The 16,476-nt window shown below is 70.5% G+C and carries 16 protein-coding genes; 8 read left to right on the top strand and 8 right to left on the bottom strand.

What is annotated here, in order from left to right; translation table 11 throughout:
* Window positions 1-69 precede the first annotated feature (69 nt).
* Window positions 70-1,278, top strand: a complete 1,209-nt coding sequence (locus EL493_RS19330; RefSeq protein ID WP_019046963.1) for a site-specific integrase — start codon at window positions 70-72, stop codon at window positions 1,276-1,278.
* Between the two features lie 234 nt (window positions 1,279-1,512).
* Complete coding sequence (locus EL493_RS19325) at window positions 1,513-2,985, top strand: amidase (protein ID WP_019046962.1); 1,473 nt, start codon at window positions 1,513-1,515, stop codon at window positions 2,983-2,985.
* Here the strand turns inward: EL493_RS19325 and EL493_RS19320 are convergent.
* Together EL493_RS19320 and EL493_RS19315 are read right to left on the bottom strand one after the other, a co-directional pair.
* Complete coding sequence (locus EL493_RS19320; RefSeq protein WP_019046961.1) at window positions 2,970-3,521, bottom strand: dihydrofolate reductase family protein; 552 nt, start codon at window positions 3,519-3,521, stop codon at window positions 2,970-2,972. The two genes, EL493_RS19325 and EL493_RS19320, sit on opposite strands and share 16 nt — an antisense overlap.
* 48 nt (window positions 3,522-3,569) lie before the next feature.
* Window positions 3,570-4,052 carry a nitroreductase family deazaflavin-dependent oxidoreductase gene (locus EL493_RS19315; RefSeq protein WP_022566921.1) on the bottom strand — a complete coding sequence of 161 codons (483 nt, stop codon included), beginning with the start codon at window positions 4,050-4,052 and terminating at the stop codon, window positions 3,570-3,572.
* Window positions 4,053-4,386: 334 nt separating this feature from the next.
* Here EL493_RS19315 and EL493_RS19310 point away from each other — a divergent pair, with 334 nt between their 5' ends.
* Complete coding sequence (locus EL493_RS19310) at window positions 4,387-5,709, top strand: family 1 glycosylhydrolase (protein ID WP_022566922.1); 1,323 nt, start codon at window positions 4,387-4,389, stop codon at window positions 5,707-5,709.
* 38 nt (window positions 5,710-5,747) lie between these two features.
* The gene (locus EL493_RS19305) at window positions 5,748-6,476 is read left to right on the top strand and encodes a TetR/AcrR family transcriptional regulator (RefSeq protein WP_030202093.1); all 729 of its coding nucleotides are present in this window, start codon (window positions 5,748-5,750) and stop codon (window positions 6,474-6,476) included.
* A 19-nt stretch (window positions 6,477-6,495) separates the two neighbouring features.
* Here EL493_RS19305 and EL493_RS19300 read toward each other — a convergent pair whose 3' ends face one another.
* Complete coding sequence (locus EL493_RS19300; RefSeq protein WP_019046957.1) at window positions 6,496-7,494, bottom strand: AurF N-oxygenase family protein; 999 nt, start codon at window positions 7,492-7,494, stop codon at window positions 6,496-6,498.
* Between the two features lie 165 nt (window positions 7,495-7,659).
* On the opposite strand from EL493_RS19300, the gene EL493_RS32430 reads away from it, so the two are divergent.
* The gene (locus tag EL493_RS32430; protein WP_019046956.1) at window positions 7,660-7,827 is read left to right on the top strand and encodes a hypothetical protein; all 168 of its coding nucleotides are present in this window, start codon (window positions 7,660-7,662) and stop codon (window positions 7,825-7,827) included.
* A gap of 19 nt (window positions 7,828-7,846) precedes the next feature.
* On the opposite strand, the gene EL493_RS19295 is transcribed toward EL493_RS32430, so the two are convergent.
* The 3 genes from EL493_RS19295 to EL493_RS19285 all read right to left on the bottom strand — a co-directional run bounded on the left by EL493_RS19295 (window position 7,847) and on the right by EL493_RS19285 (window position 10,033).
* The gene (locus EL493_RS19295; RefSeq protein WP_019046955.1) at window positions 7,847-8,440 is read right to left on the bottom strand and encodes a hypothetical protein; all 594 of its coding nucleotides are present in this window, start codon (window positions 8,438-8,440) and stop codon (window positions 7,847-7,849) included.
* Between the two features lie 137 nt (window positions 8,441-8,577).
* On the bottom strand, window positions 8,578-9,297 hold the full coding sequence (locus EL493_RS19290) for a TetR/AcrR family transcriptional regulator (protein WP_022566925.1): 720 nt from the start codon (window positions 9,295-9,297) through the stop codon (window positions 8,578-8,580).
* A 7-nt stretch (window positions 9,298-9,304) separates the two neighbouring features.
* Window positions 9,305-10,033 carry a MerR family transcriptional regulator gene (locus tag EL493_RS19285; protein ID WP_019046953.1) on the bottom strand — a complete coding sequence of 243 codons (729 nt, stop codon included), beginning with the start codon at window positions 10,031-10,033 and terminating at the stop codon, window positions 9,305-9,307.
* 100 nt (window positions 10,034-10,133) lie between these two features.
* Here EL493_RS19285 and EL493_RS19280 point away from each other — a divergent pair, with 100 nt between their 5' ends.
* Window positions 10,134-11,861, top strand: a complete 1,728-nt coding sequence (locus tag EL493_RS19280) for a GMC oxidoreductase (RefSeq protein WP_019046952.1) — start codon at window positions 10,134-10,136, stop codon at window positions 11,859-11,861.
* Window positions 11,862-11,942: 81 nt separating this feature from the next.
* Here EL493_RS19280 and EL493_RS19275 read toward each other — a convergent pair whose 3' ends face one another.
* Window positions 11,943-14,039 (bottom strand): MMPL family transporter, encoded by a 2,097-nt coding sequence (locus tag EL493_RS19275; RefSeq protein WP_019046951.1) that lies wholly within the window; start codon window positions 14,037-14,039, stop codon window positions 11,943-11,945.
* Window positions 14,040-14,129: 90 nt separating this feature from the next.
* Here EL493_RS19275 and EL493_RS19270 point away from each other — a divergent pair, with 90 nt between their 5' ends.
* A complete protein-coding gene (locus EL493_RS19270; protein ID WP_019046950.1) occupies window positions 14,130-14,636 on the top strand; it encodes a MarR family winged helix-turn-helix transcriptional regulator in 507 nt (168 codons plus the stop codon).
* A gap of 6 nt (window positions 14,637-14,642) precedes the next feature.
* On the opposite strand, the gene EL493_RS19265 is transcribed toward EL493_RS19270, so the two are convergent.
* Entirely contained in the window at window positions 14,643-15,533 is an 891-nt protein-coding gene (locus tag EL493_RS19265) for a DUF5995 family protein (RefSeq protein ID WP_019046949.1), read from the bottom strand.
* Between the two features lie 91 nt (window positions 15,534-15,624).
* Between EL493_RS19265 and EL493_RS19260 the strand changes: the two genes are divergently transcribed.
* Window positions 15,625-16,473 carry an SDR family oxidoreductase gene (locus EL493_RS19260; RefSeq protein WP_019046948.1) on the top strand — a complete coding sequence of 283 codons (849 nt, stop codon included), beginning with the start codon at window positions 15,625-15,627 and terminating at the stop codon, window positions 16,471-16,473.
* Window positions 16,474-16,476 lie beyond the last annotated feature (3 nt).

The raw sequence follows: 16,476 nt of genomic DNA, 5'->3' as shown, positions 1-16,476 counted from the left end.
CCCGCCGATGACTAGGCTCGGACGCCGACAGTCATCGGCGGCACACCGATTCGAACGAGGAGCGGCGACGTGAGCGGCACCGACGCAGCGGTCGTGCTGCCCGAACAGGTCCGCACCGAACTCCGCCGCGGCGTCCGCAGCGTCCTCGTCGACACCGCCGCACTGCGACTGGTCCGCGAACGCTTCGACGACGACCAAGCCGACGCCCTGCGTCGCTACCTCGAAGCCTCCCAATCCGCGAACACCCTGCGCGCCTACCGCACCGACTGGATCGCCTGGGCCGGCTGGTGCGCGGCCGAACACCGCCAGGCCCTGCCCGCCGACCCCCTCGACGTCGCCGTCTACCTCGCCGCGGCCGCCGACGCCCGGCGCGACAACGGCACCTGGGCGTTCAGCCCGGCCACCCTCGACCGCAAATCCGCCGCCATCGCCGCCGTCCACGCCGCGAACGGACTGCCCTCACCCACCCGCTCCGACGTCGTCCGGCTGACCCTGCGCGGCATCCGGCGCACCCGCCGCACCCCACCGACCCGCAAACGGCCCGTCCTGCTGCACACCCTCGACCAGCTCCTCGCCGAACTCCCCGAGCCCGGCTGGCCCACCGAACCCGCGCGCCGCCGCGACGCCCTCGCCCTGCTGGTCGGCTTCGCCGGCGCCCTGCGCCGCAGCGAACTCGCCGGACTGCGGGTCAGCGACGTGCACGTCCGCACCGACCACACCACCGGCGAACCGCTGCTCGTCGTGCACCTGCCGACCACCAAGACCGACCCCACCGGCGCCGCCGAACAGCGCGTCGCCCTGCCGCGCGGCACACACCCACGCACCTGCCCGATCTGCGCGTTCGCCGACTGGATCCGGCTCATGGAAGTCCACGCCGCGACCGGCGATCAAGGCACCCGATCGTGGACGACCGAACACCCCGCGCCGGACCCCACGATCCACCGTTGCCACGGCTTCACCGGCACCCCCCTGTCGACGGACACCGAACGACCACTGTTCCCGACCGTCAACCGGCACGGCGGCATCGGCTCGGCGGCACTGTCCGGCCGGGCCGTGGCCGAACTCGTCAAACGCTATGCCGCTCGCGCGGGACTGGACCCCGACCTGTTCTCCGGGCACTCCCTGCGCGCCGGTTTCGCCACCCAGGCCGCGCTGGGCGGCGCGAGCGACCGCGAGATCATGCGCCAGGGCCGCTGGGCCAACCCGCGCACCGTGCACGGCTACATCCGGACCGCGAACCCACTCGAGGACAACGCCGTCACCAAACTCGGTCTCTAAGAGCGCACCCGGGCATTCCGGGCCTCGCCACGCGGCTGCCGCTGTGACATCTCTCCTGTTGTCCGGAAGGCCGTTTCGTGGCCTGTTCCGATCGAGCCGCCGCTGCCGACGCCACGACCTGGGCCGGGACACCACACGATCGCCGACCTGCCGCCGGGGAGCATCGATTGCGCCTCTTCGATTGCGCGAGCCGATGTTTTATGGCTGCTCGGGCAGGTCTCTACCGTCCGATTCATGGAATGGAACTTGCGATCGGCCGAAGAACTCAACGCCGCACTGCGCGCCGGTGAGGTCACCTCGGTAGAGCTCACCGACGAAGCCATCGCCCGAATCGAACGCGACGACACGGCGATCAACGCGATCTGCGTACCGACCTTCGACCGTGCGCGGGCGGCTGCCGTTCGTGCCGACCGAGCGCGCGCTCGCGGGGAGGACCGGCCGCTGCTCGGCATACCGGCGACGGTCAAAGAGTCGTACGACATCGCCGGGCTGCCCACGACCTGGGGCATGCCGTCGCACCGGAATTTTGTCCCCGACGAGGACGCGGTCCAGGTGACACGGCTCGAGGCCGCGGGTGCCGTCGTCCTCGGCAAGACGAATGTGCCACTCGGGCTGCAAGATATCCAGACCTTCAACGCGATCTACGGCACCACCAACAATCCGTGGGACCACACCCGCACATCGGGCGGGTCCTCCGGCGGATCCGCGGCGGCCCTGGCCTCCGGCTTCGGCGCGCTGTCCATCGGCTCCGACATGGCGGGCTCGTTGCGCACGCCCGCGCACTTCTGCGGGATCTACGCGCACAAGCCAACAGTCGGGCTGGCCGCTACCCGGGGCATGGTCCCGCCGACCACACCCGCCTTGCCGGTCGACCTCGACCTCGCTGTCGTCGGCCCGATGGCCCGCACCGCCCGCGACCTCACGCTCCTGCTCGACGTCATGGCCGGACCGGACCCCCTCACCCACGGCGTGGCCTACGACTTGGCCCTGCCGCCCGCCCGCCACGAAAGGCTCGGCGACTTCCGGGTCCTGGTCCTCGACGAGCACCCCCTCATTCCCACCGGGACCGCGGTCCGCGCGGGAGTGAACCGCGTGGCCGACGCGCTCACCGCCGCCGGCGCCCGCGTGGAGCGGCACAGTCCGCTGCTCCCCGATCTGACCGAAGCCGCGACCCTCTACCTGCAGTTGCTGTTCTCCGGCTCCGTCGCCTACTTCCCCGTCGCCGAATACGAGAAGCTGCGCAGCCGCGCCGCCGAACTCACCGCCGACGACCAGAGCCTGGATGCCGCCCGCCTGCGCGCCATGGTGTTCACCCACCGCGACTGGCTGCCGCTGCACACCCGGCGCGAACTGCATCGGCACCGCTGGCGCCAGCTGTTCACCGAGTTCGACGCCGTGCTGTGCCCGATCACGCCGACACCCGCGTTCCCGCACGACCACAACCCCGATCCGCTGGCCCGGCGCATCGACATCGACGGCACCGAGTACCCGTACTTCGACCAGCTCGCCTGGGCCGGGCTGGCCACCATGCCCGGCCTGCCCGCCACCGCCATACCCGCCGGCCGCTGCGCCGATGGCCTGCCGGTGGGCGTGCAGCTCATCGGCCCGATGTTCGAGGACCGCACCCCGCTGCGCCTGGCCGAACTCCTCGAGCAGGCGATCGGCGGGTTCCAGCCCCCTGCTACCGCAGCTCAGTCGGTGACGTAGCGCATCAGCACGACGGAGTCGAAATGGCGGGTCTCGGCCAAGCGCAGCGGAATGCGCTTGTCCAGTGCCGGGAAGAAGGGGGTGCCGCCGCCGAGGATCAGCGGCGAGACGAACAGCTGATACTCGTCGATCAGCCCGTGCGGCATCAGCGCGGCCGCCAGGTTCGCACCCCCGACTTCCATCACGCCGTCGCCCTCGGCCTTGAGCCTGCGGACTTCCTCGACCGCGTTGTCCGCGACGAGCGTGCTGTTCCAGCCGACCTCGGTGAGCGTCCGCGAGAACACGACCTTGGGCTTGTCCGTCCAGAGCCTGCCGAACTCGCGCGCGATGGGCGGGGCATCCGCGGGCACGTGCGGCCAATAGTCGGCCATCAGCTCGTACATCCGGCGCCCGTGCAACGAGACCTCCAGCCCACGGAACCTGTCGTTGTGGAACTGGTGCAGTTCGTCGTCCGGATCGGTCCAGTCGATATTGCCGTCGCGGTCGTTGATGTAACCGTCCAAAGACACGCCGAATCCGTAGATCAGTCTCCTCATGACGGTATAGACGTCACGAGCGCCCGGAACTCACCGGTCCCGCAGCCCTCAGCTGATGCGGTCCAGCCGGAAGATCCGGAACTCGCGACCACCGGAGCGCTCGAATTCCATCTCGTAGCCCGGCCAGAACTCGACGACCTGGTCCCACACGCGTTTGCGCTCGACGCCGGTGATCTCCGCGACGGTCACCGGGAAGGCGGAGCTGCTGTTGTAGCGCACGGACGCGGTGCGTGCGGCCCGCAGATTCGCCGACCACGCCGGGTGTTCGGGTTTGCCCCAGTTCGAGCCGACGAGGTAGAAGCCGTCGCCGTCCGGCACACACAGCAGCGACGTCGTGCGCGGCTGACCCGACTTGCAACCGACCACGGTGACCTCGATCGACGGCAGTCCGGCCAGGTCGAGCACACCCCACCGCCCGCCGCTGAGGCGACGCAGCAGCCGTTCGGCAGGCAGGACGACGCCGGCGCCGTGCATGACCCAGGGCTGTGCCGCGAATTCGCGCGCGAGGGCTGGTAAGGGGTTCCATGCCATCCTCGAATCCTGGCTCGAGTGAAGCGAATGCACCGAGTCGAGACGCCTGGCTGAGAGGCAACTCACTCGCTCCCCCGGAGTGCCGTGGCGACACACGGGGCCCGGCCGAGGGGCTCCCTCGTCTGTGCTGATGGGTGGATTCGGACGTAAGAGGGTTCGTGAGGGTGAGTCGGGTGGTTGGTCGGAAAGGTGCGATTCATAGTTAGATTCGCATATCTACGTATCCTCATTAATCCTATTCTGCTTCTCGGACGCGCCGACTGGATTCCCGACTCCCCGCGCCCCGATACCGCACACTGGACTACTCCCCCGCCTCACCACGCCAGGAGCGCGCATGTCCTCCCCCAGCGGTCGCCGGATCCTCGCTTCGGTCGCCCTCGCCGCCGTCGCCCTCCTCACCACCAGCCCCTCCCCTACCCTGGCCCGACCTCCCGTGCCACCGCAGCTCGCGCCGCTCGGGCCCGAATTCCTCTGGGGCGTGGCAGCTTCCGGGTTCCAGGCGGAAGGCGACGCGCCGGACAGCAACTGGCGCCGCTATGCCGACTCGGGCGCCACGCACGACCCGTACCTGAACTCGGTGGACTTCCACACGCGGTTCCGGTCCGACATCGCCCTGGCCGCCGACCTCGGCGTCCGGGTCTATCGCATCGGCATCGAATGGGCTCGCGTGCAGCCACAACCGGGCGTCTGGGACCCGGACGGACTGGCCTTCTACGACGACGTGGTCCGCGCGATCACCGACGCGGGGATGCGGCCCATGCTCACCCTGGACCACTGGGTGTATCCCGGCTGGGCCGCCGACCGCGGCGGCTGGGCCAACCCCGGCATCGTGGCCGACTGGCTCGCCAACGCGCGGGTGGTGGTCGACCGTTTCGCCGGCGCCGACCCGCTCTGGGTGACCTTCAACGAGCCGACCTTCTACCTCGTCAACGAACTGCGCCGTGGCGGGATCGACGCGACCGAGGTGCTCACGATGGGCGAACGGATCACGCAGGCGCACAACAGCATCTACGACTACATCCACACCGCGCAGCCCGGCGCGATGGTCACCAGCAATGTCGCCTACATTCCGGCCGCCGACGACGCGGTGAGCGGACCGCTGCTCGACCGGATCGCCGGGCGGCTCGACTACATCGGCATCGACTACTACTACGGCCTGTCCCCCACCCAGCTCACCGTGCCCGACCTCGAACGCCTCTGGACCCTGCCGCTGCAGCCCGAGGGCATCTACTACGCCCTCGACCACTACGCGCGCCGCTTTCCGGGGAAACCGCTCTACATCGTCGAGAACGGCATGCCCACGGAGAACGGGCAGCCGCGCGCCGACGGCTACGCTCGATCGGATTCGCTGCGCGACACCGTGTACTGGCTACAGCGCGCCGTCGCCGACGGGATCCCGCTGATCGGCTACAACTACTGGAGCCTCACCGACAACTACGAGTGGGGTTCCTACACACCACGTTTCGGCCTGTACACGGTCGACGTGCTGACCGACCCCAGCCTCACCCGCACGCCCACCGACGCGGTAGCCGCCTACCGGGCGATCACCGCTGCCGGCGGCGTCGCGGCGGACTATCGGCCCACCCGCGCGCCGGTGCCGTGCTCGCTCGTCGACGCGGCGGTCAGTTGCACCGATCCCGTGTCGGTCCCTCGGTAGCGGGTTCGGCACCGGAGGGGTGCTCTACACTCGGGCGGGTGTCGAGCGCAACGTCACGCCCCGCCACCCCTGTGAGCGGCAGACAAGCCCGATGGCAACCGCACAACGACAGCCGCCGGGAACGGATCGTGCTGTCGGCGGTCGAGCTGCTCGAGCAGACCCCGGCCGGGGTGGAGGTGCCGATCATCCAGATCGCCGAGCACGCCGGACTCGCGAAATCGGTGGTGTACCGGCAGTTCGCGGGCCGCGACGAGCTCGACCGCCGGATCAGGAGCGAGATCGCCGACCGGTTCGTCGCCGACATCGAAGAGTCCCTCGACATCGGGGACGGGTCCATCCACGAAATCCTGGTCCGCACCGTGGGCGGCGTGGTCACCTGGATCGAGGACCATCCGCGTCTGCACGAGTTCCTGCGTACCGGACCGTCGGAGGCCGACTCCGAGGTGGATGCCATGAGCGCCCTCATCGCCACTATCGCCGGATCGACCCGGGCCCTGGTCACCGGGCTCGCCGGGGTGGTCGGCGTGGCCGACGACGGCTCCGCCGACACCATGACCTTCGCCATCGTGTCGATGACCGAGGCCACCGTCACCCGCTGGGCCACCGACCCGCACCCCGTCCTCACCAGGGAACAGCTGATCGAGGAGGTCGCCTCCTACGCCTGGCACGTGGTCGACGGGGTCGCCCGGCGGCACGGCCTCACCCTGGATCCGGATCAGCAGCTCGTCGACGTCATCGCCCAGCTGGCCGCGGGCGACAGCGCCTGAACACCGTCGCCCGCCCCGCTCAGGCGATGCGCCGCAGGCCGCGTTCGGGTTCGCTGCGATAGCGCGAGGCCGGACCGTCCACGCCGAGGGCGTGCCAGAGCCTGCGGGCGACCGGGTTCATCAGGCCGAGGTCGTCGGCCAGTTTGCGCATGTCGCCGAAGTAGCCCGTCAGGATCCGCCGGGAGTGCTCCGACTTCCAGAACGCCTGCTCGATCACTTCGCGCGGAATGTCGAACTCGCGGGCGAACGACCGCGGTGGCGCCATGATCTCGCCCGCCAGCCAGCGCATCGCGATCGGGAAGGCCACCGAGCACGCGCCCCGGTTGAACTTGCCCATCCGGCCGATGTGCGCGGCCAGGAACTCGCCGGCGAAGGAGATGTGGCGGGCCTCCTCGGCGATGTGGATCTCCATGGTGCGCAACACCATCGGCGGCATCGAGGCGCCCTCGCGGATGACGGCCTTCTGGTAGTGGTCGATCGGTTCCTCACCACCGAGGATGCCGATGAACAGGATCGCGTGCGCGTATCCGCCCGCCACGCCGATCAGCGGGGAGAGCGCGCGGAACATCGGCCGCATGCCCGGCACGTCGACGCCGATCCGGTTCACCAGTTCCTGGAACATCTGGATGTGGTTGCACTCTTCGGTCATCTCGTGCAAGCAGTACCGGAACTCGGGCGAGCCGTTGGGCAGCTTCATGATGTACTGCATCATCCCGCGGATCAGGATGCTCTCGAAGGCCGCGCCCACCTTGATCGTGTTCGCGATCCGCCATTTGCCGATCGCGATCTGCCGGTCCAGCGGCTGGTCGCGGTACCACTGGGTGGCGCCCAGCGGGTCGACGTCGGGTGAGAGGACCCACCGCACGTCGTCAGGGTCAAGGGCGAGCTCGGGCGAATCCCAGTCGATGTCGAGGTAAGGATCGAAGTTGCGGTCGACGGATCCCTGGGACAGGGTCGCCAACGCCTCTCGATACTCCTCGCTGATGAGTTCGCCGCGGCTCGATTCGGTCAGCGTCATCGGTGCCTCCTCGGTTCGCGTCCGGCGGCGGCAGTGTTAGCGCCGTCACACCGGTTACCCCGAGAATAACTGAGACTTCCAGTCCCACACAACCCACCACGCCGACTTGTGATCGCGGCGGCGCCGCACGGGAACCGATACGTCCGCCCGTTCGTCGGACAAGTCATGGGGATGTTCAGCAAGCGGCGCCGAAAGTCGAAGCGTCACAACAGGACGGATACGGACCGGGCCGAAGACGGCGGCACCACGATCGAGGTTCTGTTCGAGGTGGTGGCGACGGGAGGACGCGCGGCAGGCCGGTTCGTGGCGGCGTTCGTGCACGCCCTGACGTGACAGCCTGCTCGTCGAGCACCTACTCGACGAGCAGGACGACCAACTGGCGGGCCAGCCCGGCGTCGCCGGGACCGCCGAGCCACATCAGCGGACGGCGAGGGTCGAGGCGGTCGAGCGCGTCGGGGAGCGAGCCGAAGACGCGATCGGCGCGCACGACGCAGACCTGCGGGAGGGCTTCGGAGACCTCGGGGCCACCGTCGGCGTCGAGGGCGAGCGAGCCGGTCGAGGCGTCCCCGGCGACGGCGTCGTGCACCACGGCCTCGCCGGTGTCGGCGGCGTCCGCGCCGCGGTGCACCACCGCGTGTCCCGGGGCGCTCGCCCAGTGGTCGAGCCAGGCCGGGCCGGGCTCGACGGCGGCGTGGACGGTGCGCACGCTCATACCGAAGAGCACGTCGGCGACGGCGGCGGGGAGCTCGGCGAGGTCGACCGTGCGGACGAGGGAGCCGTGGTCACGCAACCGTTCGGCGAACCGGGCCAGAACCTCGCCGCGCTCGGCCGGATCGACGGCGGCGTGACGCCCGGACGTCCGGCGCATGGGTACCCGACGCTCGTCGTCGGGCAGGTCCCGCAGCCCGTCCCGGACGCGGCGCAAGATCTCCTCGCGAGAATTCACTCGGGCACTCCCGTTCGTTGGCGACGACGGTGGACATCGCCGTTCACATCTCTTCACCCACATACCGCGGGAACTACCTCGATCGCTACCGTACCGACCGGTCCACTGCAAGGAGGCCACCACACCCGCCCTCATAGCTACCCCGCAGCAATCGCCTCGAAACCGAGAGCCCGCAGCAGCTGGTCGACCTGCAGATCGAATACCTCGCCGCGATCGGCGAAGGTGTCGCGCCCGTACATGTCGAAGACGTCGAAGCTCACCGAGCCGAACAGGGTGGTCCAGGCGGTGAGAGCGCCGGCGATCAGCCAGTCGGGAGCGGTCAGCCCGAATTGCGCGCGGATAGCGGAGAAGTCACCGCGGGTGGCGGGTGTGATCGACGGCTCGACGGTGGGCGCGGTGAGCTGCCCGCGGCGGTAGGCGTCCTCGATCACGCCGAGCAACGTGGCGATGACGCGCACGCCGGGCGCCTCGGTGTCCGCGGCGGGGGCGGCGTAGCCCGGCACCGGTGTGCCGTAGAGCAGCCCGTACCAGGCCGGCTCGGCCAGCGCCCAGGCCCGGACCGTGCGGGCGACCGTCCGGAACCGGGTCGCCGGATCGCCGGGGGCGGTGGCCAGGGCGGCGTCGACGGCGTCGCCGAGGGCGTTGTAGCCGTCGATCACCAGCAGGGTCAGCAACTCGTCGCGACTGCGGACGTAGCGGTACACCGCCGAGGACACCACGCCGAGATCGCGGGCGACCGCGCGCAGCGACAGCGCCGCGGCGCCCTGCGAGGCGAGGTGTTCGCGGCCGATCCGCTTGATGTCGGCGATCATCTGGGCGCGGGCCTGTGCCCGCGGTCCCGGCCGGTCGGTGCTCATCGCCCGATCATCGCGCACCGGCGGCGCCGGGCAGGCGACGGCGTTCGGTGGTGTCGTCGTCAGGGTCGACGGGTCCGGCCGCGCGTTCGATCTCCGCGGCGAAGGTGGCGCCGCCGACTTCCCACGCCATGGCCAGGAACCGGTCCCGGAAGCGGCTCAGGTCGACGCTGATGTCCTCGCCGCCATAGGTGGTGCCCGCCGCGTCGCGCACGGTGCGCACCACCTCGTCGGCCAGGTCGGCGATCCGGCCGCGGATCAGGGTGCGCAGGACGCCGCTGAGGGTGATGTCGGTGCCGACGTCGTAGAGCACCAGCGCGCCCTTGAACATCGGGCGGTCCGGCACGAACCAGCCGTCGCCGCGCCGCTCGAGGTAGCCGGCGGCGATCAGCTCGGTGAGGACATCGGTGCCGCGGTCACCGAGCAGGGCGGTCAGTTCGGCGTCGTCGAGCAGGCCGGCGCGCTCCCCCTGCGCGGTGCGCGGGTCGAACAGCGTGCGCCAGTCACCGGGGGCGGGCGCGGGTTCGGCGTCGAACACCTGGCGGATCGCGTCGAGCCGCAGTCCCCTGGCCTGCATGGCGACGATGTCGCGCAGCCGGTCCAGGTGCGCGTCGGAGTACACGACCTCCTTGCCCGCGCGGCCGGGCTTCGGCAGCACGCCGAGCGAGTGGTAGTAGCGGATGGTGCGCGCCGCGACGCCGCTGACGTCGGCGAGTTCCGCTCGGGTGTATCGAGGCACCCGACCAGCATAGGGGCCACCCGCGACGGACTTTGACAGCTCTGGCTGTCGACGTTAGCGTTACCCGCGTCACTGTCGACACCCTTCGAGGAGCCCTCGTATGTCCGATCGCACCACCGACTTCGACGTCTTGATCGTCGGCTCCGGCTTCGGCGGCAGCGTCACCGCGCTGCGCCTGGTGGAGAAGGGATACCGGGTCGGCATTCTCGAGGCCGGGCGCCGGTTCGCCGATGACGAACTGCCCAAGACCAGCTGGGATCTGCGCAAGTTCCTGTGGGCGCCCAAGCTGGGCTGCTTCGGCATCCAGCGCATCCATCCGCTGCGCGACGTGCTGATCCTCGGTGGCGCCGGGGTCGGCGGTGGCTCGCTGAACTACGCCAACACCCTGTACGTGCCGCCGGAGCCGTTCTTCCAGGACGCCCAGTGGCGCGACATCACCGACTGGCGCGCCGAGCTCACCCCGTACTACGAGCGGGCCCAGAAGATGCTCGGCGTGGTGCGCAATCCGCACATGACGCCCGCCGACGAGATCTTCAAGTCCGTCGCCGAGGACATGGGCGTCGGTGACACCTTCGTGCAGACCCCGGTCGGCGTGTTCTTCGGCGAGCCGGGCAAGACGGTGGCCGATCCGTACTTCGGTGGCGTCGGCCCCGAGCGCACCGGCTGTGTCGAATGCGGCGACTGCATGGTCGGCTGCAAGTTCGGCGCCAAGAACACCCTGGTCAAGAACTACCTGTACCTCGCGGAACAGGCCGGGGCGCAGATCATTCCGATGACCACGGTCACCGCGCTGCGCCCGCTGCCGGACGGCAGCTGGGACGTGGCCACCGAGCGGACCGGCGCGTGGGTGCGCAAGGACCCCAAGACCTACACCGCCGGGCAGGTCGTCCTGGCCGCGGGCACGCTCGGCACGCAGAAGCTGCTGCACTCGATGCGCGATCAGGGTGTGCTGCCGAACCTGTCGGACAAGCTGGGCCTGTTGACCCGCACCAACTCCGAGTCGATCGTCGGCGCGGCGACCAAGACCCTGGCCCCCGGCCAGGACTTCACCAAGGGCGTCGCGATCACCTCCTCGATCCACCCGACGCCCGATACCCACGTGGAGCCGGTGCGCTACGGCAAGGGCTCCAACTCCATGGGTCTGCTGCAGACCCTCATGGTCGACGGCGGCGGCAAGGTCCCGCGCTGGCTGCGGTTCCTCGGTGTCGCACTGCTGCATCCGCTGTTGCTGCTGCGGTTCCTGAGCGTGAAGAACTGGAGCGAGCGCACCATCATCTCGCTGGTGATGCAGCACCTGGACAACTCGATCACCACCTACACCAAGCGCGGCCTGTTCGGTGGCCGCAAGCTGACCTCCAAGCAGGGCCACGGCGAACCCAACCCGACCTGGATCCCGGCGGGCAACGACGTGACCCGCCGGGTCGCGGAGAAGATCGGCGGCGTCGCGGGCGGCACCTGGGGCGAGGTGTTCAACGTCCCGCTGACCGCGCACTTCCTCGGCGGTGCCGCCATCGGCGCCGACCGCGACCACGGCGTCATCGACGCCTACCACCGCGTGTTCGGGTATCCGACCCTCAGTGTCGTCGACGGTGCCGCGGTCTCGGCGAACCTCGGCGTGAACCCGTCGCTGACGATCACCGCCCAGGCCGAGCGCGCGGCGGCCTACTGGCCGAACAAGGGCGAGGCCGACACCCGCCCGGAGCAGAGCGCGGGCTACGCCCGGATCGCGGCGGTGGCCCCGCAGCAGCCGGTGGTGCCCGCCGGTGCGCCCGCCGCGCTGGTGCTGCCGATCATCGAGATCCGCACAACCGAGCAGACCGCGGGCTGAGATCCGGACGAAGCCCCTGGTACCCCGGTGGAGAACCGTGGACCAGGGGCTTCGTCGTTTCCGGACAGCGCGCGGCGTGCGTCAGACCGCGGCCATCTCCTCGGATCGTGCGCTGTCGGCGGGTGCTGGTTCGGCCGGCCACCACACAGTGTCGCCGAGGAGCGCGAACAGCGCGGGCACGACCAGGGTCCGCACCACGAATGTGTCGAGCAGGATGCCGATTCCGACGACGATGCCCAGCTGGGTGAGCGTGATCAGCGGCAGCACCCCCAGCACGCAGAACACCGCGGCCAGCACCGCGCCCGCGCTGGTGATCACGGCGCCGGTCGAGGCGACGGCGCGGACCATGCCGCGGGTGGTGCCGTGCGTGGCCGCCTCCTCGCGCGCCCTGGTCACCAGGAAGATCGTGTAGTCCACGCCGAGGGCGACCAGGAACAGGAACCCGAACAGCGGCACATTGGTGTCCAGCGCGGGGAACCCGAACACGGTGTCGCTGAGCCAGCTGCCCGCGCCGAGGGCCGCGAGCGCGCTGAGCACCGTCACCCCGACCAGCAGGATCGCCGCGGGCACCGCCCGCAGCAGGACCAGCAGCACCAGCAGGACGACCGCCAGGATCAACGGGATGACCAGAACCTGATCGCGCCGGGCCGCGTCGCGGATGTCGAGCGCCTCGGCATCGGATCCGCCCACCAGCGCCTCGGCGCCGGGGACCGCGCCCACCGCGGACCGGATCGCCGCGATGGTGGTGAACGCCTCCTCGGTGCCCGGCTCGGCGTTCAGCACCACCGACCAGCGCGTGGTCCCCGCCGGTGCGGTGGCGGTGCGGGTGGCTCCGGAGATGCCGGGGACGGCGTCGAGGGCGGCCTGGACCGGGTCGGCGGCGGTCGTCCGCGCGATCACCACGGCCGGATCGGACGAGCCGGACGGGAAGTGCGCGGCCATCGTGCGCAGGCCGTCGACGGATTCGGCGTCCACCCGGAACTGTTCGGTGCGTGAGAGCCCGATATCGGTGGTGGCCAGGCCCGTCGCGAAGACGACCAGCACCGCCGACGCGGCACCGGCGACCACCGCGGGCCGCCGCACCACCCGGGTCGCCACCGCGGCCCAGACGCCGTGCTCGGCCGGATCACGGCCGTCGGCGTGGGGCACGAACGGCCAGAAGACCTTTCGCCCGCACAGCGCCAGGGCGGGCGGCAGTGCCAGCAGCACGAAGAGCAGGGCGACGACGAGCCCGGCCGCGGCGAAGGCGCCGAGGCTGCGGGTGTTGGGCAGCGCGGCGAGCAGCAGCGTCAGCAGCGCGAGGACGACGGTCACATTGCTGGCGAGCACGGCGGGCGCCGCATGGCGTACCGCCGCGCGCAGGGCGAGGCGATGGTCGGTGTGGCGGTGCAGTTCGTCGCGATAGCGCGAGACCAGCAGCAGCGCGTAGTTGGTGCCCGCACCGAAGACCAGCACGCTGGTGATGCCGGAGGTGGAGCCGTCGAACGTGAGGCCGGTCAGCTCGGCCAGCCCGGTGCCGACGCTGGTGGCGACGCGGTCGGCCAGACCGACCACCGTCAGCGGGATCAGCCACAGCACCGGCGATCGGTAGGTGAGGATCAGCAGTGCCATCACCACCAGCGCCGTCACGATCAACAGCAGGGTGTTGGCTCCGGCGAAGGAGTCGGCGATATCGGCGCCGAAGGCCGGGCCGCCGGTCACCTGCAGGCGCAGCGAGTCCGGCAGCCCGGTGGTGACGGCGGTGCGCAGTTCACCGATCCGGTCGGTGAGCGCGAATCCGTTGAGCTCGGCGGACACCGGGATCGGTGCCAGCGCCGCACGTCCGTCGGGTGCGGGCACAGCGCGGGATCCGGCCCCCGCGGGCACGCCCGCCCGCTCGAGCGCCGCGTCCACCGCCGCGAGGTCGGTCGCGGTCAGTGGACCGTCGTCGACCCGGGTCGCCACCAGGATCGCGGTGGCTTGTCCAGCGTCGGGGAACAGCGCGGCCGCCTCGGCGGCCCGCGCGGATTCGGCCGACGACGGTAGCGACACCGGCGCCTGCCCCGCGCTGTCGTTGCTGCCCGCCAGGCCCATGACCGCCACGGCGGCCACCAGCACCCCCAGCAGCAGCGCCCATGATCTCCGGCCGGTGACGAGCCGGGCGAACCGGTCCCATCCGTGTTCCTCACGCTCTCGCATCACGGGGCAACTATTTCAGAAACTTAACTATCTGGCAATGTGGTCCCTGGACACCGGATAAGCTCGCAGCGGACCGAGAGGAGACAGGGCGTGGACGAGGACAGCGCGGATCCGGCCGAGCGGGCTAGGCTGGAAACCGAGATCGCCCGCGACCTGCGGGCACTGACCGCGATCTCCGAGCAGATCGGACACGTCTTCGCCCGCTCGAACGATCTGCGTCCCAACGACTTCCGCGCGCTGATGCACGTCGCCACCGCGGATGCCGAGAGCTCCCCGGTCACCGCGGGTCAGCTGAGCAGGCTCATGGGCGTCTCGGCGCCCGCGGTGACCTACCTGGTCGAGCGGATGATCGAATCCGGTCACCTCGAGCGGGTACCCGACGCCACCGACCGGCGGCGCGTGCATCTGGGCTACACCGACCACGGCATGTCCGTGGCCGCCGGGTTCTTCGGACCGCTCAGCGCGCGGACCAGGGCCGCACTGGCCGAACTACCGGACACCGACCTGGCGGCGGCCCATCGCGTGCTGGTCGGGGTCACCGCCGCGTTGCGCGAGTTCTACGGTGAACTTCCCGATCAGCGAAAGGCCGCGGAGTAGGCGCGCTCAGAGCGCGTTGATCCGTGCCAGCGCCTCGAAGGCCAGGTCGGCCGCCTGCCACAGGGCGGTGACTTCCGCGCGCACGGTGGGCGCCAGCGCGGGATCCTGCAGGGCGAGACCATTGGTGAAGATGACGGTGTTCGCGCCGAGATCGGCCGCGATGAGCAGCTGCTCGGTCGCGACACCGGCGCCGAAGAGCTGGTCCAGGCCTTCCCCGACGAAGTAGAACCGCCACAGCGGGCCGAGGTCGGCGCCGTACACGGCTTTGGTGCGCTCGATGATGACATCACCCGCGGCGGCGATCGAGGCCACGATCTTGAAGTAGTCCGGCGCGTTCTCCGGCGTGCTGCCGACCGCGGCCACCGAATAGGTCAGGTCGACGGTGAGGTGGGCGTTGTACCCGGCCATCGCGGTCCGCGCCCGCGAGGCACCGCAATCCTGCGCGAGCGCGAAGTAGTGCGCCCACTGCGGTTCGACGACGCCGCCGGTGAATTCGGCGTGCAGGTTGTCCAGGAACCGCCGCAGCAGTTCGGCACTGATGGCGTGCGCGTACTCGCGGTCGGCGAACGCGGCCGGATCGCGCTGCAACGGCATGACGGCGGCGTATTCGACGCCGTCGAGCCCGATCGCGAACAGGCCGCGCAGATCGCGGTGCTCGACGAGGATCTCGGTGATCCGGTGATGGCGTGCGACGGCGTCCTCGAGCCGGGCCAGGCTGCCGTCGCCGGCGATCGTCGCGGTGTCGGACAACCGCGCGATCTCCGCGATATCGCCTGCCGACAGGGTCGATCCGCACGCCGTGTCACGGACGGCGCCGGTGGCCGGGGCCGCGGTGAGGACGGGCAGGGTCATGACGACGGCCGCGGCCAGGGTGGCGATTCCGCTCGATACACGCACCCGCAGATTCCATCACTGCCGCGGCCGAACCGCAGCGCGACACGACGGCGGGCACGTCCCCCGCCCGCGTCGGGTGCCATAGCCTGGGTGGATGCCGGAAACCATTGCGATTTCAGGGGCAAGCGGGCAGATCGGCGGGCGCGTCGCGCGCATTCTCGCCGGATCGGACGCACGGCTGCGGCTGCTCGGCCGACATCCCGACCGGCTGCCGTCGATCGCGGGGACGAGCGCCGCCGCCATCGATTTCGCCGATCCCGCCAGCGTGACCGCCGCGCTGACCGGCGTGCGGACATTCTTCTTCGTCTCGGCCACCGAGAGCGCCGATCGCGCCGCGCAGCAGCAGGCGGTGGTGGGCGCGGCCAGGGACGCCGGGGTCGAACGGATCGTCTACCTGTCGTTCGTCGGCGCCGCGCCGGACTGCACGTTCACCTTCGGCCGCGACCACTGGTACACCGAGCAGGCGATCCGCCGGTCCGGCCTGGACTTCACCTTCCTGCGCGACAACCAATATCAAGACATCATCCCGCATTTCGCCGATGCCGACGGCGTGATCGCCGGTCCGGCCGGTGACGGCAAGGTCGCCGCGGTGACCCGATCCGACGTCGCCGACTGCGCCGCCGCCGTGCTGCGCTCGACGGTCCACACCGGCGCCACCTTCGATCTCACCGGCCCGCGCGCGTTCACCTTGACCACCGCGGCCGCCGAGATGACCCGGATACTCGGCCGCCCTTACCGTTTCGTCGACCAGACGGTGGACGAGGCGTACGCCACCCGCGCGAGCTATCAGGCGCCGCAGTGGGAGGTCGACGGCTGGGTCAGCACCTACACCGCGATCGCCCAGGGCGAGCTGGCCCAGGTCTCCGACGCGGTGCCCGCCCTGACCGGGCGGCAGGCCACCGATTTCACCGAGTACCTGGCCACGCTGCCGCTACCGTCCTGACCG

The sequence above is a fragment of the Nocardia asteroides genome, from assembly GCF_900637185.1.
GTDB lineage: Bacteria > Actinomycetota > Actinomycetes > Mycobacteriales > Mycobacteriaceae > Nocardia > Nocardia asteroides.
The sequence above is the reverse complement of the archived record's forward strand: the minus strand, read 5'-3'. Positions and strand labels throughout refer to the sequence as shown.